This is a genomic window from Sphingopyxis sp. JAI128 (genome assembly GCF_014207235.1).
Taxonomy (GTDB): domain Bacteria; phylum Pseudomonadota; class Alphaproteobacteria; order Sphingomonadales; family Sphingomonadaceae; genus Sphingopyxis.
In genome coordinates this window covers 549,784-571,260 of record NZ_JACHDA010000001.1, presented here as the reverse complement: position 1 = coordinate 571,260, position 21,477 = coordinate 549,784, and the positions used below count along the sequence as shown (strand labels likewise).

Here is a 21,477-nt window from a genome sequence, read left to right as displayed (position 1 = left end):
GATCACCAGCGTTTTTCGAATTTGTTGCGAAGATAGATCGCAAAGGCGTTCATCGACAGCAGCACGATAAGCAGCACGATGATCGCGGCGGAGGTTTTCTCGACAAAGCCCCGGTCGACTTCGTCGGACCAGAGGAAGATCTGCATCGGCAGCACGGTCGAGGGCGAACAGATGCCGCCCGGTACGTCGCCGATAAAGGCGCGCATCCCGACGAGGAGCAGAGGCGCGGTCTCGCCCAGCGCACGCGCCATGCCGATGATCGTGCCGGTGAGGATGCCGGGCAGCGCGAGCGGCAGGACATGGTGGAAAACCACCTGCACCGGGCTCGCGCCAACGCCCAGCGCGGCGTCGCGGATCGACGGCGGGACTGACTTGATCGCGTTGCGGCTGGCGATCACGATCACCGGCATCGTCATCAGTGCGAGGGTCAAGCCGCCGACGAGGGGGCTCGCCTGGCACAGGCCGAACCAGTTGATGAATACCGCGAGCGCGAGCAGGCCGAAGATGATCGAGGGCACCGCGGCGAGATTGTTGATCGACACTTCGATGAGGTCGGTCCAGCGATTTTTCGGCGCATATTCTTCAAGATAGAGCGCCGCGAGCACGCCGGTCGGAAATGCGATCAGGAAGGCGATGAAGATCGTCAGCACCGACCCCTTGAGCGCACCCCAGATGCCGGCGACCGCAGGGTCGGTGGCGTCGGCGTTCTTGAAGAAAGGCCAGTGGATGCCGGTCGACAGCCTGCCGTCACGCTCCAGCGCATCGACCCGCGCGCCCAGTTCGCCGCGCGCGCCTTCCTTTGCCATGATGTCGACTGCGGACGCGGCGGGCAGTTCGAACACGGTCTTGCCGTCCAGCAATTCGGGGTCGGCCTTGATCGCGCTGCGCACTTCCTTCCACGCATTTTCGCTGATCAGCGCCGATCCGCCGTCGCCCAGCGCCTCGTCGGCGGCAAAGGCGACGATGTCGGCGAGCCCCGCATTCGCAATCACCTGGTCGGCGTCGGCATCGCCCAGCCGCGCCCTATCGACGGTCAGCGGCGTCGCCTTGAAATCGACCGGAACCGCGACATGCGTATAGGTGAAGCCGCGCGCGCCGTTGCCGACCATCACGAACAGCAGGAAGGCGAGGAAGGCGCCCGACAGCAACACCGCGCCCAGCCCCATCAGCTTGAACCGGCGCTCGGCGGCGTAGCGGCCCGCGATGCGCTTTTGCATCGTCGCGCCCTTCCAGTCGGTCGGGGCGGTGTCCCTATTCATATGCTTCCCGATATTTTTTGACGATGCGCAGCGCGACGATGTTGAGCAGCAGCGTGACGACGAAGAGGACGAGGCCGAGCGCGAAGGCGGCGAGCGTCTTGGCGCTGTCGAACTCCTGGTCGCCGGTGAGCAGTTTCACGATCTGCGCGGTCACCGTGGTGACGCTGGCAAAGGGGTTGGCGGTCATGTTGGCCGAGAGGCCCGCCGCCATGACGACGATCATCGTCTCGCCGATCGCGCGGCTGACCGCGAGCAGGATGCCGCCCATCACGCCGGGCAGCGCGGCGGGGATCAGCACCTGGCGGATCGTCTCGTTCGGCGTCGCGCCCAAAGCCAGCGATCCGTCGCGCATCGCCTGCGGCACCGCATTGATGCTGTCGTCGGCCATCGAGGAGACGAAGGGGATGATCATCACCCCCATCACGATGCCCGCGGCGAGCGCGCTCTCGGTCGATGCGTTGGGAATGCCGATCATTACCGCGAATTCGCGCAGCGCCGGCGCCACCGTCAGCGCGGCGAAATAGCCGTAGACGACCGTCGGCACGCCCGCGAGGATCTCAAGGATCGGTTTCACCCATTTGCGCACCGCGGGCGCGGCATATTGGGTGAGGTAGACCGCGGTCATCATGCCCGTGGGGATCGCGACGATCATCGCGATGATCGCGCCGATCAGCACCGTGCCCCAGAACAGCGGGATACCGCCGAAGGTATCGGGCTGCGGCGCGCCGCTCGTCGGCGCCCATGTCGTGCCGAACAGCAGCTCGGCAGGCGAGACGAGGCGGAAGAAGCGGATCGATTCGAACAGCAGCGACAGCACGATGCCGAAGGTCGTCAGGATCGCGACGAGCGACGCGAGCAACAGCACCAGCATCACGATCTTCTCGACGCGGCTGCGTGCGCGGAAATCGGGGCGAATGCGCGTGAAGGCATAGAGCCCGCCCGCGAGCGCCAGCGCGAGCATCGCCGCGATGCCGATCCACGCATATTTGTGGCTCGCGTCGGCATAGGGCTTCACCAGCGGCGCCGCGGCGGGCAGCCGCACTGCGGCCTGATCGCCCTGCGCGACGCTCCGCGCGTCGGACAATATCGCCCCGCGTTCGAAGCCGAAGGCGGGGAGCGATTGCGCCGCCTCGCTCGTCAGCACCTGGTTGGTGATCAGCGCGGGCGAGACCGACGACCAGACGGCGAGAAAGATCGCCGCGGGCGCGAACAGCCACAGCGCGACGTACCAGCCGTGATATTGCGGGCGCGAATGGAGCTTTGTCCCCGCACGCCCGGCGAGCAGGTTCGACCGCGCACGGCCGGCGAGCCAGCCGATCAGCGCCAGGCCGGCGATCAAAAGCAAAAGGGCGGCGGCGTTGAAAGTCACTTTGTCCCCGTTCGTCGCATCGCGATCGTCGCGTCCGGTCCAAAGCCGACCGGCGTGGCAAATTTATGACTCGGCGTCATATTCTTCCCTCTCATCTCCGCTCGCATCGAGCGGGATTGGATGGTCCCGAACGGGGAGGAGGGAAAGAAAGAGCAATAAGCCGCGGCCGGACCGGGCGAACCCGCCCCGGCCGCTAGCGGGAGGAAACCTATTTCAGCTCGGCGCCGTTCAGCGCGGTCATATTCTTGCCGTTCGCCGCCGCGGTGTCGGCGATCGCCTTCGGCGAAACGATCAGACCCTTGGTGTTCAGATAACCGCCGTCGGCCGCGCCCTTCAGGAACTCGGCGACATATTCGGCGAGCCCGGGGACGACGCCGACATGCGCCTTCTTCACATAGATGAACAGCGGGCGCGAGCCGGGGTAGCTGCCGTCGGCGATCGCCGCATAGGTCGGCGCGACGCCCTGCACCGGCACCGCCTTGATCTTGTCCTTGTTGGCGTCGAGATAGCTGAAGCCGAAGATGCCGAGGCTGGTCGGGTTCTTGTCGAGCTTCGAGATGATGAGGTTATCATTCTCGCCCTGCTCGACATAATAGGGCGAACCGCGCAGCGTCGTGCACACCGCCTCATGCTTGTCCTTGTCGCTGTCCTTCAGCGCCTTCATCTCGGGATTGGCGTCGCAGCCGCGGCCGAGGATCAGTTCCTTGAACGCATCGTACGTGCCGCTGGTCGATGGCGGGCCAAAGACCGAGATCGCGACCGCGGGGAGGGCGGGGTTCACGTCCTTCCACGTTTTGGCGGTGTTGGGCTTGCCATAGGGATTGGCAGCCAGAGCCTTATAGACATCTTCTTCGCTAAGCTTGAAGCCCGGGCCGCGCTGCGCTTCGCCGAGTGCGATGCCGTCGATGCCGACCTGGATTTCGACGATGTCCTTGACGCCGTTCGCGGCGCAGGTGTCGAATTCCTTTTTCTTGATGCGGCGCGATGCGTTCGCGATGTCGGGGGTGTCGCCGCCGACGCCGGCGCAAAAGCGTTCGAAGCCGCCGCCGGTTCCCGTGCTGTCGATCTTCGGCGTCTTGTTGCCCGTCGCTTCGGCAAACTTTTCGCCGACCGCGGTGGCAAAGGGATAGACGGTGGAGGAGCCGACCGCGCTGATATAATCGCGCGCGCCGCCGCCCGAAGACGCCTGATCCTGGCACGCGGAAAGCGCCAGCGCGCACGTCGCCGCACCAGCGATAAGACCGAATTTCTGCAGCATGGGGTAATCCTGTCGGGGGTCGTTACCGAACCAAGCCGCCACCCCCGCGGCGACTCGCTGAGCCGCCAATGGGGGTTTTGTGTGACGCGTTTGTGACAGGGAGTGTCATGGAAGTGTCATCACCGGCCACGTCATCCTCGCCACCGAGCATCGCGAGCGCATGATCGCGCTCGGCGCCGACCCCGGATCAAGTCCGGGATGACGAGGCTGTGGAACAAGCCCCAACACTTTCCTGAAGAGAGGGGCTTATTTCAGCAACGGCGCCAGATATTGCCCGGTGAAGCTGCGCTTTTCCTTCACTACCTGTTCGGGGGTCCCCGCGGCGACGATCTCGCCGCCCTTCACCCCGCCTTCGGGGCCGAGGTCGAGGATATAGTCGGCGGTCTTGATGACATCGAGGTTATGCTCGATCACGATCACGCTATTGCCCTGATCGACCAGCGCCTGCAGCACTTCGAGCAATTTTCGCACATCCTCGAAATGGAGGCCCGTCGTCGGCTCGTCGAGGATATAGAGCGTCTGCCCGGTCGAGCGCCGCGATAGCTCCTTGGCGAGCTTCACCCGCTGCGCCTCGCCCCCCGACAGCGTCGTCGCCTGTTGCCCGACCTTGATATAGCCAAGGCCCACGCGGACGAGCATCGCCATCTTGTCGCGGATCGCGGGCACCGCCTTGAAAAACTCCGCCGCATCCTCGACCGTCATGTCGAGCACGTCGGCGATGCTCATCCCCTTGAACTTCACCTCGAGCGTTTCGCGGTTGTAGCGTTTTCCGTGGCACGTCTCGCACGTCACATAGACGTCGGGCAGGAAGTGCATCTCGATCTTGATCAGCCCGTCGCCGGTGCAGGTCTCGCACCGTCCGCCCTTGACGTTGAAGCTGAAGCGCCCGGGCTTGTACCCGCGCGCCTGGCTTTCGGGCAGCCCGGCGAACCAGTCGCGGATGATCGTGAAGGCGCCTGTATAAGTGGCGGGATTGCTGCGCGGGGTGCGGCCGATCGGCGACTGGTCGATGTCGATCACCTTGTCGCAATGCTCGAGCCCCTTCAGGCTGTCGTGCGGCCCCGCGACCATCCGCGCGCCGTTGAGCACGCGCGCCGCGCTGGCATAGAGCGTGTCGATGATCAGGCTCGACTTGCCGCTGCCCGACAGGCCGGTGACGCAGGTGAAGGTGCCGAGCGGGATCTTGGCGGTGACATTGTTGAGGTTGTTCGCGCGCGCGCCCTTCAGCACGAGATCGAAACCGTTGCCGGGGCGGCGGTGCGCGGGCACCTCGATCTTCTTCGCGCCGGTGAGGTACGCCGCGGTCAGGCTCTCCTTGTTCGCGAGCACCTGTTTCAGCGTGCCTTGCGCGACGATCTCGCCGCCATGGACGCCGGCGCCGGGCCCCATATCGACGACATAGTCGGCGTGGCGGATCGCATCCTCGTCATGCTCGACGACGATCACCGTGTTGCCGAGGTCGCGCAGCCGCTTCAGCGTCGCGAGCAGCCGGTCGTTGTCGCGCTGGTGGAGGCCGATGCTCGGTTCGTCGAGGACATAGAGCACGCCCGACAGGCCGCTGCCGATCTGGCTCGCGAGACGGATGCGCTGGCTCTCGCCGCCGCTGAGTGTGCCGCTGGTGCGATTGAGGTTGAGGTAATCGAGCCCGACATTGTTGAGGAAGCCGAGCCGTTCGTTGATTTCCTTGAGGATCGCCTTTGCGATCTGCCGCTGCGTGTCGTTCAGCTTCTCGTCGAGCGTGCTGAACCAATGGAGGGCATCGGCGACGCTGCGCTGCGCCGACATGCTGATATCCTCGCCCGCGATCTTGACCGCGAGCGGTTCGGGGCGCAGCCGCGCGCCGTGGCACGTCTCGCACGGCTGCGCGGTCTGGTATTTTCCCAGCTCCTCGCGCATCCACGCGCTCTCGGTCTGCAACATCCGGCGGTTGAGGTTGCCGATGACACCCTCGAACGCCTTGTGCGTCGTGTAGCTGCGCTTGCCGTCCTTGAAGGTCAGCTCGACGGGCTTGCCGCCGCTGCCATAGAGGATGATCAATTGGACCTCGCCGGGCAGGTCCTGCCAGGGCGTCGTCAGGTCGAAGCCATAGGCTTTGCCGAGGCTTTCGAGCACCTGCATATAATAGGGCGAGGGCGGGTTCGATTTCGCCCACGGCACGATCGCGCCCTTCTTGAGGGACAGCGCATGGTTGGGTACGACGAGGTCGGGGTCGAACTCCTGCCGCTCGCCGAGGCCGTCGCACGCGGGGCATGCGCCCTGCGGCGCGTTGAAGCTGAACAATCGCGGTTCGATCTCGGCGATCGTGAATCCGCTGACGGGGCAGGCGAATTTTTCGGAGAAGATAAGGCGGTTGGCGGGGATGCCCGCGCCCTTCATTTTCTGTTCTTGGGCGCCGCCGGTGTCCTCCTCCTCGCGTCCCGGCACCGGGCCGTCGGCGAGGTCGATATAGGCGAGCCCTTCGGCAAGTTTCAGCGCGGTCTCGAAGCTGTCGGCGAGCCGGGTCTCCAGGCCTTCGCGCACGGCGACGCGGTCGACGACGACCTCGATGTCATGCTTGTATTTCTTGTCGAGCGCCGGGGCTTCGCCGATCTCGTAAAATTCGCCGTCGATGCGGACGCGCGTGAAGCCGTCCTTCTGCCACTGCGCGAGTTCCTTCTTATACTCGCCCTTGCGGCCGCGCACGACCGGCGCGAGCAGATAGGCGCGCGTGCCCTCGGGCAATTCCATCACGCGGTCGACCATCTGGCTGACCGTCTGCGCCGAAATCGGCTCCCCCGTCGCGGGCGAATAGGGAATGCCGACGCGCGCCCACAACAGGCGCATATAATCGTATATCTCCGTCACCGTCGCGACGGTCGAGCGCGGGTTGCGGCTTGTCGTCTTCTGCTCGATGCTGATCGCCGGGGAGAGGCCGTCGATATGCTCGACATCGGGCTTCTGCATCATTTCCAGAAACTGGCGCGCATAGGCCGACAGGCTCTCGACGTAGCGCCTTTGCCCTTCGGCATAGATGGTGTCGAAGGCAAGCGACGATTTGCCGCTGCCCGACAGCCCGGTAATGACGATCAGCGCGTCGCGCGGCAGGTCGACGTCGACGCCCTTGAGATTATGTTCGCGCGCGCCGCGAACTTTAATGTGGGTCAGCATTGGGAACACCCATGCTGATGGGAAATATGGGTGAGACTCATGGGAGAGGTATGTTCCAGATTTGTTCTTGGGGCGCAAGGGGCCTTCGACCCAGCATCATGCGGTAGATAGGAACGAATGGAGCGGGTGCAACGGCGCCCTTTCCACCAACCTCCCAAAGCCTTCGACCAATGCCGGGCCGGTCGCTTGACCGTTCGGCGCTTCAGCCGGACAAGGGGAGACATCGCCCCAGCGCCGGTGGAACGCCGCCGGGGCCGCAGGAGACTGGGGAATGACGAAATATCTGGGCGGGGCCGCAGGCCTCGCGATCGCCGCGACGTTCATGGCGCCGCCGGCTTTGGCGCGCGAAAATGTGCCTGCAGCCTATGTTGCGGGGACAGCGGAAGGCGCGGGCGGCAAGGATGGGGGATCGCTGAAAGCCCTGACCTTCGGCGAATGGGGCGTCGATCTGGGCGCCCGCGATACCTCGGTCAAGCCGGGCGACGATTTCGACAAATATGCCAATGGCGGCTGGTTCGCGCGCACCGAAATTCCGTCCGATCAGGCCTCGGCGGGGGTCGATTACGACGTCTATAACCTGACCCAGCGCCAGTTGCGCGCGCTCGTGGCGGGCGCCCCGGCGACGAGCCAGGTGGGCGGCCTGTACCAGAGCTTCATGGACGAGGCGCGGGTCGAGGCCTTGGGCGCGACGCCGCTGATGGCCGATATCGATGCCGTCGCGAGGATCGCGGACAAGAGCGCCATGGCGCGCTTCATGGGCGAAACGCAGGGGACCTTCGGGGCGACGATCGTCGGCGGCGGACCCTATGCCGATACGGCCGATCCGACGGTCAACGTCCTTTGGCTGGGGCAGGGCGGGCTCGGTATGCCCGAACGCGACTATTATCTGAACGACAGCTTCAAGGCGCAGCGCGACGCCTATCGCGCCTATATCGCGCGAACCATGAAGATGATCGGGAACGCCGCGCCAGAAAAGGCAGCCGATGCGATTATGACATTCGAGACCCAGATTGCGAAGGTCAGCTGGGCGATCGCCGACCGCCGCGATATCGGCAAGATCAACAATCCGATGTCGTCGGACGAACTCGCGGCTTATGCGCCGGGGCTCGACTGGAGCGCCTGGTTCGCCGGCGCGGGAATCGCGCCGCAAAAGCGCATCATCGTCAACGAAAATACCGCGATCCGCGACATCGCGGCGCTCTATGCGAAAACGCCGCTCGACACGATCAAGCTTTGGCAGCAATTCCATGTCGCCCATAATGCGGCGCCCTATTTGTCAAAAGCCTTCGTCGACAGCCGCTTCGAATATACAAAGGCGCTGAGCGGGGTGGGCGAACTCCGCCCGCGGTGGAAACGCGGGCTCACACTTGTCGACGGCAGCCTTGGCGAGTTGGTCGGCGAAACCTATTCGACGCAATATTTCCCGGCGAGCGCGAAGACCAAGATGGAAACGCTGGTCGCCAATTTGAAGCTGGCGATGGGCGATCGCATTCGCGCCAACAGCTGGATGGCGCCGGCGACGAAGGAAGCGGCGCTGGCGAAGCTTTCGAAGATGGACGTCATGGTCGGCTATCCCGACAAATGGCGCGACTATTCGGGGCTCCAGATCGATCCCGCCGATCTGTACGGTAATGTGAAGCGCAGCGCAGCCTTCGAATATGCCTATTCGCTGTCCGATCTGAACAAGCCCGTCGATCGCAAGAAATGGTCGATGAACCCGCAGGAAGTGAACGCCTACAACGGCGGGCTGGAAAACAAGATCGTGTTCCCGGCGGGCATCCTTCAGGCGCCCTATTTCAGCGAAGGTGTCGATGACGCGGTACACTATGGCGCGATCGGTGCCGTCATCGGCCACGAGATCACCCATGGCTTCGACGATCAGGGGCGCAAGATCGATGCCGAAGGCGCGGTGCGCGACTGGTGGACGCCCGAGGATGCCGCCCGGTTCGATGCGCAGGCAAAGGCGTTCGGGGCGCAATATGCGACCTATGAAGCCGCCCCGGGCGCCTTCATCAACCCCGACCTGACGATGGGTGAGAATATCGCCGACCTCGCGGGGCTGGAAGTCGCCTACGACGCCTACCATCGCTCGCTGGGTGGGAAGCAGGCGCCGGTGATCGACGGGCTGACCGGGGATCAACGCTTCTTTCTCGCCTTCGCGCAGGCCTGGCGCGACAAGGCGCGCGAGGATTCGATCAAACAGCAGGTCGCGAGCGATCCGCACAGTCCCGCGCGCTGGCGCATTATCGGACCTGTGCGGAACGTCGACGCGTGGTACAGGGCGTTCGGCGTCGAAGCAGGCGCGAAATATTATCTGAGGCCCGAAGCGCGCACGAAAATCTGGTAGTCCTGAGACCCCTTTCTCAGGATTGGGCGGGGGCGGCCTCGTGCCGTCCCCGTACCGCCATCACCGCCAGCGACAAGGCGGCGCCGAGGATAACGAACAGTGCAGGGAAACCACCGAGTACCGACATCATGCGGATCCCGTCGATTCCCGACGCCGCGACGAGTACGGTAGCGACGAGCCCGACCACGACCCCCCAGATGATCTTGACCGCGAGCGGCGCTTCGGGCGTCTCGGGTGAAATGCCATTTGTGGACAGCGCGCTCATCGCCGAGACATTGCTGTCGGCGGCGGTAACATAAGAAAGGAAGATCGCGCCGATGAGCAGCATCAGTACCGGGCTGCCGCCGCCGAGCTGACTGAATAGCCGGTAGAGCAGGGGATCTGGGCCGACGCTGTTGAGGACGGCATAAAGACTGCCCCCCGACTGCTGATCGAGCGCAATCGTGGTGCCGGCGATAACGATCATCCAGATTGCGCCAAACAAGGCTGGTAGGAGGAGGTTGAACAGGATGAAGGTGCGCACCGAATAGCCGACCGCGAGGCGGCCGAGGAACAATGCGGTCACGGGCGCCCACGCAAACCAGTTGCCCCAGTTGAAGATCGTCCATTGCCGGTGCCAATCGGGATCGACGTCGGCCCCCACACTGCGCGGCAGGAAGGTCCCGGCATAATCGCCCAGGCCGGAAAGTCCCAGCATCGGGAGGCGTCCGGTGGCCGGGCTGGCGACAAGCACGAACAGCAGGATGGCAAAGAACAGCCAGATATTCAGGAGCGAGAGGCGGGTGATGCCGCGCCGGAGGCCGAGGGCGGCCGAAACGACGAACGTCGCCACGATCGCGATGGCGATCGCCCAGCGCAACGGTGCGCCGCCGGAGAGACCGCTCAACCCCTCGATACCTCCGGCCAGTGCGAGAACGCCGGCACCGAGCGACGCGGCCATGCCCGCGACGAGCGCGTAGAGGCAGACGATATCGATCCCCGTCCCGACGGGGCCATGCGCGCGCTGGCCGATCAGCGGCACGAACAAGGACGACAGGCTGAAGGGTTCGCGGCGGTTATAATAGACGAGGGCAAAGGCAAGGCCCGCGACGGTGTAAATGGCGTAAGGCGTGAGCGTCCAGTGCAGGAACATCGTCGACATGGCGAATGTCGCGGCGGCGTCGCTGCCCGGTTCGAGCCCGAGCATCGCGGGCGGATCGTTGAGATGGAACAGCGGTTCGGCGGCGCCCCAGAACAGGATCCCGGTCGCGATCGTCGTGCAAAGCGTAACCGCGAACCATCGCCAGCGGCTCAATATCGGAGTAGCCTGCGGTCCGCCGATGATGCGTCCGCCGAGCGGCGACAGCGCGATGCCCGCGAGCAGCGCGAGGAAAGCGACCCCCGCCGAGGCGAAGAGCGGCGAAAAGCTGCGCAGGATCCAGTCGTTGATCGCCGTTTCGACCGCGACGAACGCGCTCCCCTGCCAAAGGCTGAGGAGGACGGCGGCCAGAAGCACCGCGAGCGGCGTGAAAAAGACCGGGCGATTGAGCGGATGGGTAGCGGATGCTGGCAATAGATCGGCCGATAAGAGAGGATAAGGCGGTGCAGCATGGCGATTGCCCCGGACGAGGTCAAATCATGGTCGGGAACGGGATATGCGGCGGCGCGTTGGACCGGCACCATGGTTGATTGACGGAGAACTTCGATGACGAGGACGATATTCGCGGCCATCGCCGCCTGCGCGCTACTGGCGAACGGACAGGCCGCGGCCTTCCAGCAGCCCACCGACACCGCGGTCGTCGAGGCTGCGCCTGCGGACAAGAAGCTGCCCGACGGCACGACGGCGGAAGAGCGGGCGAATACAGCGCGCTTGAACGCAGCGCAGGCGGCGCAGGCCAAGGCCGAAACGACGACCTATGAACAGGAAGTGTCGGCGGCGAAACAGCAGGTCGCGCATGACCAAGCCGTGTTTGCCGACGAAACCGCAGCCTATGAGGCGGAAAAGGCCCGGGTCGCCGCCATGTCGGCGGAGGAACGGTTGAAATGGGAGGCCGATGTCGCCGCCTGCAAAGCCGGCGACGCGACGCGCTGCGCTCAGCCCGCGACGCCGCCGCGCTAAAATTCTGCTGGCGGCGGGAGCGATATTTCGCCCAATGGCGGGCCGTCCGGACCGGTCGAAAAGGGTTCGCCCGGCATTTCTTCCCGCGCAGGTGGGTCGGGATCGGGGAAGCGGCCGCCATAGCGATAGCCGTCGTCGGTATCGGCGGGTGCCGGCGGATCGAGTTCTACTGCGCCCAGTTCGCGAAATTCGCTGCTCATGCGGTCGTCGCGGCTGCCACGCACACGCAGGCCGGCGCGATGGCTGTCGGGACAATCGAGGCACGACGGCGCGCCCTCGCCTTGCGCCACCATCGCGTCGGGATTGGCGCTGAGGCGCGAAAAAGAAGCGATCCCGTCCGAATGGGTGACGGTCCGTTGCCCGGCGGAAAACTCGCCCAGCAACAGCCCTGCGCCAATCCCGGCGAGCAGCAGCAACGGCCAACGGATCAACTTGGCAGCTCTCCTGTCGCGACTCGCCGCGGAATATCTACGCCTCGCCATGGCTTTATGATGGCCGTGGCCGGACGGTAGTTGCAAGGGCGTAGATCGGTAACGCCGCTCGGCCATTCGTCGATACGTCAACGCCTTTCGTCTCTCAATCGAGCGGTCGTTCGCCCCGATCGATCCAAGTTGGATTCCCGTGACGTCCAGGGGGTATTCCAACGATGCGGGATATCGGAGCGATGGTCTCCCCGGTCCATGGGTCCGGTATCCCGCATCCTTTGCAAGAGAGGACTCCCCCATGGCGAAATTTTCCATCATTCTGATCGCGGCGCCGCTGGCCGCCATCGGTGCCATCGCACCCGCCGCCGCGTCGGCTGCGGGCGAAGAAAAGCAGAGCGTGACCGTCCGGTACGGCGATTTGAACCTGGCCAGCGAGAGCGGCCGTGACCGGCTGACCGGCCGGGTCAAGGTGGCGATCCGCCAAGTCTGCGGTTCGAACAGCCGCCGAACGATTGCGGAGCGCGCCGATACGCGGCGCTGCGAAGTCGAGGCCCGCCGCGAAGCCGACACGCGGCTTGCGAGTCTGTTCAACGGCAGTCACGCCCGTTTGGCCGATCGCGGCCCGCTGGTCGTTTCGGCTCCCTGACGGCGGGCGCCTTGTTCGGTTCCCAAAGGTGGTCATGCCCCGGCATGGCCACCTTTGTCCGTTCATTCGTGCATGATCGCCTTGACGTCATGCAGATAAGTGCGGCCGATGCGATGCACGCCGCCTTCGCCCAGATCGACGCTCCACGCGCCGTCGCCATGATGTTTGAGGCCGACGATGCCGTCGCGGCGGACCATTTTCGACCGGTGGATGCGCATGAACTGGTCGGGGTTCATCCGCGCTTCCAATGATTTGATCGTCTGATGGATCAGCCAGCTGCGCGCGCCGACGTGCAGGCGCATATAGTCACGCTCTGCCTCGATCAGATCGACCTGCGCGGCGTCGATACGAAGCATCTCGCCGCGATTCTGCACCCAGAATTCGCCGATCCATTTGCTCTTCTGTTTCGTTTGTCCGCGATCGGCCGCGCGCCATTCGCGCACGCGCGCAAGAGCGCGGCCGAGCCGTTCGGGCGATACGGGTTTGAGCAGATAGTCGACCGCCGCGACGTCGAACGCGGCGACGGCATAACGGTCGAAGGCGGTGACGAAGATGACCGCCGGCGGGTTTTCAAGCGATTCGATCGCTGCAGCAACGTCCAGCCCATTGAGATCGGGCATCGCTATGTCGCACAGGACAAGGTCGGGGGCGAGCGCATCGACCATGCGCAGCGCCGAAGCCCCGTCGCTGGCGGTACCGACGAGCGAAATCCCTTCTTGCTGGCCGGTCAGAATCTGGAGCCGCTCGATTGCCAGCGGTTCGTCATCGACGATCAGGGTGCGAAGTGTCTGGATCATGCGGGTCAGGCCCCACCAATTGCACGTTCGAGGCGTCGGAATGGCGAAGATGTTGGGTCCGGGCGAATGCAGCGGGTAGCATCGCTACCCGCAAGGTCGCACGAATCCAAGATCGAAGCCATTTCGGCGTCCCTTCGGGAATTGACCGATTTTGTCCAGTGCCTCGTCGGCAAGTCTGGAAATATTGACATATTACTGCGCCTTGCCTTCTCACACTGAACAAAATCGCTTCAAACCTCGATCGCGCGATTGGTGGGGCCTGACCCTAGCAAGCTTCCTTTGCCAGCGGCAGCCAGAGCGAGACGACAAAGCCGCCGTCGTCCGACTTGCCCCATTCGCAGCCCGCCGCGGGACCGTAGCGGGTGAGCAGACGTTCGCGGACATTGCCAAGGCCGAGGCCCGTTCCCGACGCCGGGGCGGGCGCCTTTGGATCGATGTCGTTTTCGATCCGCAGCACCAGCAGTCCATGCTCGGCGCTGGCTGCGAGACGGATCGCTATCTTTCCCTTGCTGGGCGACACGCCGTATTTGATCGCGTTTTCGATAATCGGTTGCAGGATCAGCACGGGCACGCAGGCGTTCTTCAGCTCACCTGGCATCGTCACTTCGACTTGCAGCCGGTCGGGAAAGCGCGTCTGCTCGATATCGAGATAGAGGCGCTGGAGCGCGATTTCCTCGTCGAGGCTGACCAGCTGTTCGGGATCGATCGCAAGACTGGAGCGCAGGAAGGAGGACAGGTTCATGATCATCGTCTCGGCCTCGGCCTTCGACCCTTTGAGGACGAGGGTCGAAAGCGAGTTGAGCGTGTTGAACAGGAAATGCGGATTGACCTGATAGTGGAGGGCGCGGAGCTGCGCCGTCTGTGCCTCCATCCGGAAATGATTGGCGCGCCGTTCGACCACGCGCATTTCGTTGGCATAGCCGAAGGCAACATAGAGCGCCGCCCACACGGCAAAGAAGAAATACCAGCGGATCGAACTGTCGAGAATTAGCACCGTTTCCCACGCGACCGGAAATTTTGATTGCACTTCTTCGACGATCTTGCTCGCGTCGGGGCCGGGAAACCAATAGAAAAAGACGAGCAGGTTGATCGTCGCATAGACGACGACCAACGGGATCGCGGCGCCCAACGCGGCCGCCAGCCGGGCACCGAAGCTCTTCGGCTGGGCACGCTGGAGCAGCTGGTACAGCACGAAGGTGCACAGGATGCCGGCGACCACGACGATACCGCGCCGGCCGGCATAGGACCATTGTTCGGTGGCGCCGGTCAGCATCGCAAGGCCGGTGGTGATCAGGAAATAGATCAGCCACATCGCGATGATCGACCCGATGGCGACGCGCGGATTGACCCGCGCGTCGGACGCGCGCCAGTCGGGCGCCGCAGCCAGCATTTTCGCACGCTGGTCACGCAGCGCATCTTTGCGGTTCGTTCCGTTCATTGGCGCTGCTTTAGCGCCAAATCCGGCGTCATGGCTAGCGGTCACCGGGCCGCCAGTCGAAGGGGTGCGCGTCTTGGTCGAAAGTCGCTGGCCGGTCAGCGCGCGGGCGCTGGCAGCGTCCGGCGCCAGTTGCCGCGCCGGTAGATGGCCCAGGCCATTGCCAAGGACGCGAGCGAGGAGAGGGGGAAGCTCCACCAAAGGATGTCGCTGCCGACCGCCGGATAGCCGAAATAATAGATGCCGAGGCGGATCGGGAACATCGAAAGGAACAGGATGACGAGCGGCGGCACGACCGAGCCGTTGGCGCGCAGCGTACTGATCAGCACGATCGTCGTACCGAAGGGCAGGAAAGTCCAGGTGGCGATCAACTGAATATTGCGCGCGACGTCGATCGCCGGACTCTCGCTGCCAAGGAAGAGCGCGAGAGCCGCGCGGTCGAAGATCAGGAGCAGGACGATCAGCACGCCGGTCATCGCGAGGTTGATCGCGATGCCGCTGTTCGTCACCGACGCGACGCGATCCCAGCGCCCGGCACCGATATTCTGCGCCGCCATCGAGCTGACCGCGGCGCCGACCGCGAGCGCGGGCATCTGGATATAGTTCCAGAGCTGGAGCGTCGCTCCATAGGCGGCCGAGGTGACCAGCCCCTCGCGGTTGACCAGTCCGACCATAACGAGCCCGGCGCCCGAGATGACGAGCATCTGCGCGCCCATCGGCAGCCCGCGTCCGATGATGAAGCGCAGTTCCCCGGCGCTGGGCAGCAGATAGCCGAGTTCGCGTCCCCGCAGGCGCAGCATATGGTCTTTTGCATAGAACCAGCCGAGCATCGCGGTGAGGCTGATCGTTCCGGCGATCGCGGTCGCGAGCGCGCTACCCGTGATGCCGAGTCGCGGGAAAGGGCCGAGGCCGAGGATCAGAACCGGGTTGAGTATGATGTCGAGCCCGACCGACAGAATCATGAAACGCAGCGGCGTCACCGCGTCTCCGGCGCCGCGCGAGGCCATCATCAGCGTGACCATCAACATGCTCGCGGGGATCGCGATGAAGGTAACGCGGAGATAATCATGCGCGAGTGCGAAGGCTTCGGGCGGGGTTTCGAGCAGCCGCAGGATCGCGTCCGACGCGAACCAGCCGACAAATGCGATGACGAGCGAGAAGAGCAGCGCGAGCCCGATCACCCCGCCGGTTGCGCGCCGCGCCGCATCGATGTCCCCACGACCGACCGCTTGGCCGATGAGTACCGTCGCCGCCATGCCGAAGCCGAAAAAAGCACCGAACATCAGGAACATGATGATGTTGGCATTGGCGGTCGCGGCGAGCGCGGCTTCGCCGAGGAATTGCCCGACCCAGATCGAGTTCACCGATCCCGAGAGCGTCTGGAGGATGTTCGACGCGAGCGTCGGCAATGCGAAGAGGATCAGTGTTTTGGTGATGGGGCCTTGGGTGAGGTTCATCCGCCCGCCGCCGCGCGCGGTCTGGCGCGGCGGCACGGGGCTTGCCGCGGGGTCGGCGGCCGCCGCGACCGGCGTGGGCGTGACGGGGCTCTCGCCGTCGCTCACCCCAGACGCGCCAGCGCGGCGGTCAGGCGGTCGGCCTCGGCTTCCTTGGCGGCATGGTCGGCACGGGCCTTTTCGACCGCTTCGGGCTTGGCGCGCTCGACGAACGACGGGTTGTTCAGGCGGCCGGCGAGGCCGTCGCGTTCCCTTGCCGCGGCGGCGAGCGCTTTGGTCAGGCGGTCGCGTTCCGCAGTGATGTCGATGACGCCTTCGAGCGGAACGGTGATCGTCTCGCCCTCGACGACGAGCTGCGCCGAGGCGCCCGAAGGCGCCGGATCGAAGCTGATCGCTTCGAGCCGTGCGAGCCGGTCGAGCTGCGCCGCGAGTTTGTCGGTGCGGCCTTTGAGCGACGCCGGGAAATGCGCGGTAAGGCGCGCGCCGGGCGGCAGGCCGAGTTCGGCCTTGGCGGTGCGCAGTTCGCTCACGAGCTTGATCAGCCAGTCGATGTCGGCGCTAGCTTCGGCGTCCTTTTCGGCAGCCGGAGCAGGCCATTTCGCGGTGATCAGCGGATAGTCGGCGCGATCGCCGAGCCCCGTCCACAGCTCTTCGGTAATGAAGGGCATGAAGGGGTGGAGCATGACGAGGATCTGGTCGAGCACCCAGCCGGCGACGGCCTTGGTCTCGTCATCGATCGCGCCCTTGATCAGTTCGAGATACCAGTCGCAGAAGCGGTCCCACGCGAAGCTGTAGATCGCGTTCGCGGCCTCGTCGAAGCGAAAGGCGGCGAAGGCGTTTTCCATCGCCGCAACGGTCGCGGCGACTTCGCCGATGATCCAGCGATTGACCGGCAGGCTCGCGGCGGGTGCCTCGAAGCTGGTCGACGCCGCAATGCCATTGGCTTCGCAGAAACGCGCGGCGTTCCACAGCTTGGTCGCGAAATTGCGATAGCCCGCGAGGCGCGCGTCATCCATCTTGATGTCGCGGCCCTGGCTTTCCATCGCCGCCATGAAGAAACGCAGCGCGTCGGCACCATATTGGTCGATCAGGCCGAGCGGATCGACGACATTGCCCTTCGACTTCGACATCTTGGCGCCATCGGGCGCGCGGACTAGGCCGTGGAGGTAAAGCGTCTTCCACGGGACATCGCCCATGAACTCCATTCCCTGCATCGCCATGCGCGCATCCCAGAAGAACAGGATGTCGAAGCCGGAGATGAGGACGTCGTTGGGGTAGTGGCGCTTGAGCAGTTCCGTGTCCTCCGGCCAGCCCAGCGTTGCGAAGGGCCAGAGAGCAGAGGAGAACCAGGTGTCGAGAACGTCGGAATCTTGGTAGATCCAAATTTGGTCTGGATCATTCCCCTTTTTAATGAGGGAAGCGAGCTTATCCGGCTCAGTCACCTCAACCGGCCGAGCCAGGCCGAGTTCGCTATAGTGTTTCTGCGCCAACAGCGACGCTTCATACTCGTTGTCTGCCACAAAAATTTCGACGTTCCCTGAGTCGAGATCGTAGATGATCCTTTCGTCAGCGACTTTCGGCCCGAACCACGCCGGAATCCGATGCCCCCACCAAAGCTGGCGCGACACGCACCAGGGCTGGATATTCTCCATCCAGTTGAAGAAGGTTTTTTCCCACGTCTTGGGGACGATGTTGATCCGCCCGTCGCGGACCGCCGCCATCGGCGGCTGCGCGAGCGTTTCGGCGTCGACATACCATTGGTCGGTCAGCCAGGGCTCGATCACCACGCCGCCGCGGTCGCCGAACGGCGTCTGGATCGTGCGCGGCTCGGCGTCATGTTCGTTGCCGTCCTTGTCGACGTGCGGGATCAGGAAGCCAAGCTCCTTCATCCGCTGCACGACCAGTTCACGCGCACCGTCCTTGCCCTCGCGCTTGAAGCGGTGGAGGCCGAAATATTCGTCGGGAATCAGCCCATCGGCGGTCTGGATGACGTTCGCGTCGCCGTTGAGCATGTTGAGCATCTCGCCGGGCTTGAACCCTGCTCGCTTGCCCACTTCAAAGTCGTTGAAATCATGCCCTGGCGTGATCTTCACCGCGCCGCTGCCCAGTTCAGGGTCGGCATGTTCGTCCGCGACGATGCGAACGCGGCGCCCGGTGATCGGCAGCTCGACGGACTTGCCGATCACGCTTTTGTAGCGCGGATCGTCGGGGTGCACCGCGACCGCCATGTCGGCGAGCATCGTTTCGGGGCGCGTCGTCGCGACCTCGATATAATCGCGCCCGTCGTCGAGTTTCACGCCGTCGGCGAGCGGATATTTGAAGTGCCAGAAGCCGCCCTGGACCTCGTGCGTTTCGACCTCGAGGTCCGAAATCGCGGTCTTGAGCTTCGGGTCCCAGTTCACGAGCCGTTTGTCGCGGTAGATCAGGCCCTTTTTGTGAAGGTCGACGAACACCTTGACCACCGCCTTGGTGAAATGCGGGTCCATCGTGAACTGCTCGCGGCTCCAGTCCATCGAGCAGCCGAGACGGCGGAGCTGGCCGGTGATCTGGCCGCCGCTTTCCGCCTTCCACTGCCACACCTTGTCGATGAAATCTTCGCGGCTGTAGTTGGTGCGCTTGTCCTGCCGCTCTTCCATCTGGCGTTCGACCACCATCTGGGTCGCGATGCCCGCATGGTCCATGCCGACGACCCAGAGCGCATCCTTGCCGCGCAGCCGCTCGTAGCGGACGAGCACGTCCTGCAGCGTATTGTCGAGCGCATGGCCGATGTGCAGCGCGCCCGTGACGTTCGGCGGCGGATTGACGATCGTGAACGGTTCGGCGTCGGGACGCGCGGGGCGAAACAGCCCGCGGCTTTCCCATTCATGGGCCCATTTCGCCTCGATAGCGGCGGGATCGAAGGTTTTTTCCATCGGCATAGCCGGGCGCCTTTGCCAGCCGGGGCGCAAGGCGGCAAGGGGGGATCGGCCCCATCGCGTCATGCCGGACTTGATCCGGCATCCATTCCGCGGTGGCGGAGATGGACCCCGGATCAAGTCCGGGGTGACGATGTAGGGAGAGGTTGGCCTACTTCTTCAAATGACTATCCAGCCAGTTGAACACCGTCTGGTGCCATTGGACGCTGTTCGCGCCCTTCAGCACCCAGTGATTCTCGTCGGGGAAGACAAGCAGCTCTGACGGAATGCCGCGACGCTGGAGCGCGGTGAAGGCGGCGAGACCCTGACTGTAGGGGATGCGGAAATCCTTTTCGCCGGTGATCACCAGCATCGGTGTTTTCCATTTGGCGACATGATTCACCGGGTTCCATTTTTCGGGATCGGTGCGTTCCCACCACGGGCCGCCGTGATCCCATTCGTCGAACCACAGCTCTTCGGTCTCGAACGCCATTGCGCGCAGATCGAAGACGCCGTCGTGCTGGACGAGGCATTTGAACCCGTCGGTCCATTGGCCCGCAATCCAGTTCATCATATAGCCGCCGTAGGATGCGCCGAGCGCACAGGCGTTGCCGAGGTCGAGCTGTGCATCCTGCCGGCCCGCGGCGGCAAGGCCGAGCTTCAAATCTTCGAGCGGCTTGCCGCCCCAATCCTTGTTAATGCTGTCGGTGAAGGCTTGCCCGTAACCTGTCGATCCGTGGAAATCGACGGTGACGACGCCATAGCCCTGCTGCGCGAAGAGGCGCGGGTTCCAGCGCGTCGACCAGCTGTTGCCGAAACTGCCCTGCGGGCCGCCATGGACGATGAAGGCAACCGGCAGCTTCGCGGCGCCGTTCGCCGGCTTGAGGATCATGCCCCACACCTTGTCGCCGTTCGCCCCGGCGAACTGGATCTTTTCGAGCTTCACCGGATCGAATTCGGCGAGAGTTGCGGCGTTGACGTCGGTGAGTTGGCCTATCTTGCCCTTGGCATCGCGAACGAACAGGTCGGTCGGTACGAGCGCGCTGTTGCGCGAATAAAGCAGGGCGCCGCCGGGGAGCGGAGTAACGTCGCCGATATTACCTTCGAACGCTTCGGGCGAGGCCTTTAGTCGCTCAATCTTGCCCGTGGCGGCCTCGACGCGAAAGACCGGATGTTCGAGCGTGTCCTGCGCGGTGACGTATAGCGATTTGCTGTCGGGCGCCCAGGCGATCGAGCCGACCGAGCGATCCCACGCGCCGGTCAGCCGCCGCGTCTCGCCATTTTGGAGATTGCGGAGCATCAGAACCTGGCGATCGGCCTCGTAGCCCGGACGTGCCATCGCGACATAAGCGAGCCACTTGCCGTCGGGTGAGGGGGTGGGGAAGGTATCGGTCGCCTGGTTGCTCTCGGTCAGGTTCACCGGCATCATCCGGCTGTCGACGAGCCAGCTATAGATATCGAGATTGGTCGACATCGGTTCGTTCCGGTCGGCCTTGCGCAGCGTGAAAAAGACGGTGCGGCTGTCGGCGCCCCACGCGAGTTCTTCTCCGCCGCCAAAGGGTTTGGAGGGGGTGTCGCCGATCAGCCCCGCGTCGGCCGGACGCGCGGCGGTCGCCTTGCCACCCTCGAGGTTGAAGACGAAGGGGCGGCTGTAGGTGCCGGGGGTTTCCCAATGGTCCCAGTGGCGGACGAAGCCTGCGCCGTCCTTGTAGAGACGCCCGGTGCCGGGTCCGGTCAGCGCGCCCTTGTCTTTCGCGTCGCAGCCGAAATCGGTGCACTCTTTCGGAATGTCGCCCCACGCGAGCAACTTGGTCGCGTCGGGTGAAATCTTGAAGCCCGCGACATCGGCTGCGGTATCGGTAACCTGCGTCGCGGCACCGCCCGCCTTGGGATCGATACGCCAGACCTGATCCTTGCCCGATGCGTCGGAAAGGAAATAGAGGAAGCCGTCCTTGTCGAAGGCGGGCGCGCTTTCATTCTTGCCCGCGGTGTCGGCGATCGGCGCCGGTTTCGCGCCCTTTGCGTTGCGGTCGACGAGCCAGAGACCGGTCGAGCGCTTGTACGTGTCCTTTTCGGTTTCGGTCATCTGGAAGACGACCCAGCGCCCGTCGGGCGACGCTGCCGGCGCGGCGACGCGTTTCAAGGTTGCAAGGTCGACCTCGGTCATCGGCCGGGCGAAGGCGGGGGTGGAGAGGGCGGCGGCGAGCGCGATCGCGCTGGACAGGATATGGTTTCGCATGAAAGCGGTTTAGCGATGCGGCGCGCCGGTTCAAGGCGGAACCGCGCGGCGGTGGCTGTCCGCAATATTCTGGCTTGCGAAGGCGCAAATAAACCTCTCTGGCCGCGCG

The 21,477-nt window shown here is 64.3% G+C and carries 14 protein-coding genes; 3 read left to right on the top strand and 11 right to left on the bottom strand.

Annotated features, from left to right (window positions below; genetic code table 11):
- Positions 1–2: 2 nt before the first annotated feature.
- The 4 genes from pstA to uvrA form a co-directional block, all read right to left on the bottom strand.
- Positions 3–1,259: a phosphate ABC transporter permease PstA gene (pstA, locus tag HDC35_RS02720; protein WP_184643388.1), complete on the bottom strand. Its 1,257-nt coding sequence runs from the start codon at positions 1,257–1,259 to the stop codon at positions 3–5.
- The gene (gene pstC / locus HDC35_RS02715; protein WP_184643387.1) at positions 1,252–2,628 is read right to left on the bottom strand and encodes a phosphate ABC transporter permease subunit PstC; all 1,377 of its coding nucleotides are present in this window, start codon (positions 2,626–2,628) and stop codon (positions 1,252–1,254) included. Before pstC ends, pstA begins: the two co-directional genes overlap by 8 nt.
- A gap of 208 nt (positions 2,629–2,836) precedes the next feature.
- Positions 2,837–3,886 (bottom strand): substrate-binding domain-containing protein, encoded by a 1,050-nt coding sequence (locus HDC35_RS02710; protein ID WP_184643385.1) that lies wholly within the window; start codon positions 3,884–3,886, stop codon positions 2,837–2,839.
- 246 nt (positions 3,887–4,132) lie between these two features.
- Positions 4,133–7,033 carry an excinuclease ABC subunit UvrA gene (uvrA, locus tag HDC35_RS02705; protein WP_184643383.1) on the bottom strand — a complete coding sequence of 967 codons (2,901 nt, stop codon included), beginning with the start codon at positions 7,031–7,033 and terminating at the stop codon, positions 4,133–4,135.
- 271 nt (positions 7,034–7,304) lie between these two features.
- Between uvrA and HDC35_RS02700 the strand changes: the two genes are divergently transcribed.
- Entirely contained in the window at positions 7,305–9,380 is a 2,076-nt protein-coding gene (locus HDC35_RS02700; protein ID WP_184643380.1) for a M13 family metallopeptidase, read from the top strand.
- A 16-nt stretch (positions 9,381–9,396) separates the two neighbouring features.
- Here HDC35_RS02700 and HDC35_RS02695 read toward each other — a convergent pair whose 3' ends face one another.
- The gene (locus tag HDC35_RS02695; RefSeq protein WP_184643378.1) at positions 9,397–10,932 is read right to left on the bottom strand and encodes a BCCT family transporter; all 1,536 of its coding nucleotides are present in this window, start codon (positions 10,930–10,932) and stop codon (positions 9,397–9,399) included.
- A 132-nt stretch (positions 10,933–11,064) separates the two neighbouring features.
- On the opposite strand from HDC35_RS02695, the gene HDC35_RS02690 reads away from it, so the two are divergent.
- Positions 11,065–11,478, top strand: a complete 414-nt coding sequence (locus HDC35_RS02690) for a hypothetical protein (RefSeq protein ID WP_184643376.1) — start codon at positions 11,065–11,067, stop codon at positions 11,476–11,478.
- Here the strand turns inward: HDC35_RS02690 and HDC35_RS02685 are convergent.
- Positions 11,475–11,909, bottom strand: coding sequence for a hypothetical protein (locus tag HDC35_RS02685; protein WP_184643374.1), 435 nt, complete (start codon positions 11,907–11,909; stop codon positions 11,475–11,477). The genes HDC35_RS02690 and HDC35_RS02685 overlap by 4 nt on opposite strands.
- A 292-nt stretch (positions 11,910–12,201) precedes the next feature.
- Here HDC35_RS02685 and HDC35_RS02680 point away from each other — a divergent pair, with 292 nt between their 5' ends.
- Entirely contained in the window at positions 12,202–12,549 is a 348-nt protein-coding gene (locus tag HDC35_RS02680; RefSeq protein WP_184643372.1) for a UrcA family protein, read from the top strand.
- A 62-nt stretch (positions 12,550–12,611) separates the two neighbouring features.
- On the opposite strand, the gene HDC35_RS02675 is transcribed toward HDC35_RS02680, so the two are convergent.
- The 5 genes from HDC35_RS02675 to HDC35_RS02655 all read right to left on the bottom strand — a co-directional run bounded on the left by HDC35_RS02675 (position 12,612) and on the right by HDC35_RS02655 (position 21,368).
- Positions 12,612–13,346 (bottom strand): LytTR family DNA-binding domain-containing protein, encoded by a 735-nt coding sequence (locus HDC35_RS02675; protein WP_184643370.1) that lies wholly within the window; start codon positions 13,344–13,346, stop codon positions 12,612–12,614.
- Positions 13,347–13,611: 265 nt separating this feature from the next.
- Positions 13,612–14,784, bottom strand: a complete 1,173-nt coding sequence (locus tag HDC35_RS02670; RefSeq protein WP_184643368.1) for a sensor histidine kinase — start codon at positions 14,782–14,784, stop codon at positions 13,612–13,614.
- Between the two features lie 95 nt (positions 14,785–14,879).
- On the bottom strand, positions 14,880–16,238 hold the full coding sequence (locus tag HDC35_RS02665) for an MATE family efflux transporter (RefSeq protein WP_184643970.1): 1,359 nt from the start codon (positions 16,236–16,238) through the stop codon (positions 14,880–14,882).
- Positions 16,239–16,339: 101 nt separating this feature from the next.
- Complete coding sequence (locus HDC35_RS02660) at positions 16,340–19,153, bottom strand: valine--tRNA ligase (protein ID WP_184643366.1); 2,814 nt, start codon at positions 19,151–19,153, stop codon at positions 16,340–16,342.
- A 148-nt stretch (positions 19,154–19,301) separates the two neighbouring features.
- On the bottom strand, positions 19,302–21,368 hold the full coding sequence (locus HDC35_RS02655; protein WP_184643364.1) for a S9 family peptidase: 2,067 nt from the start codon (positions 21,366–21,368) through the stop codon (positions 19,302–19,304).
- Between the last annotated feature and the right edge of the window lie 109 nt (positions 21,369–21,477).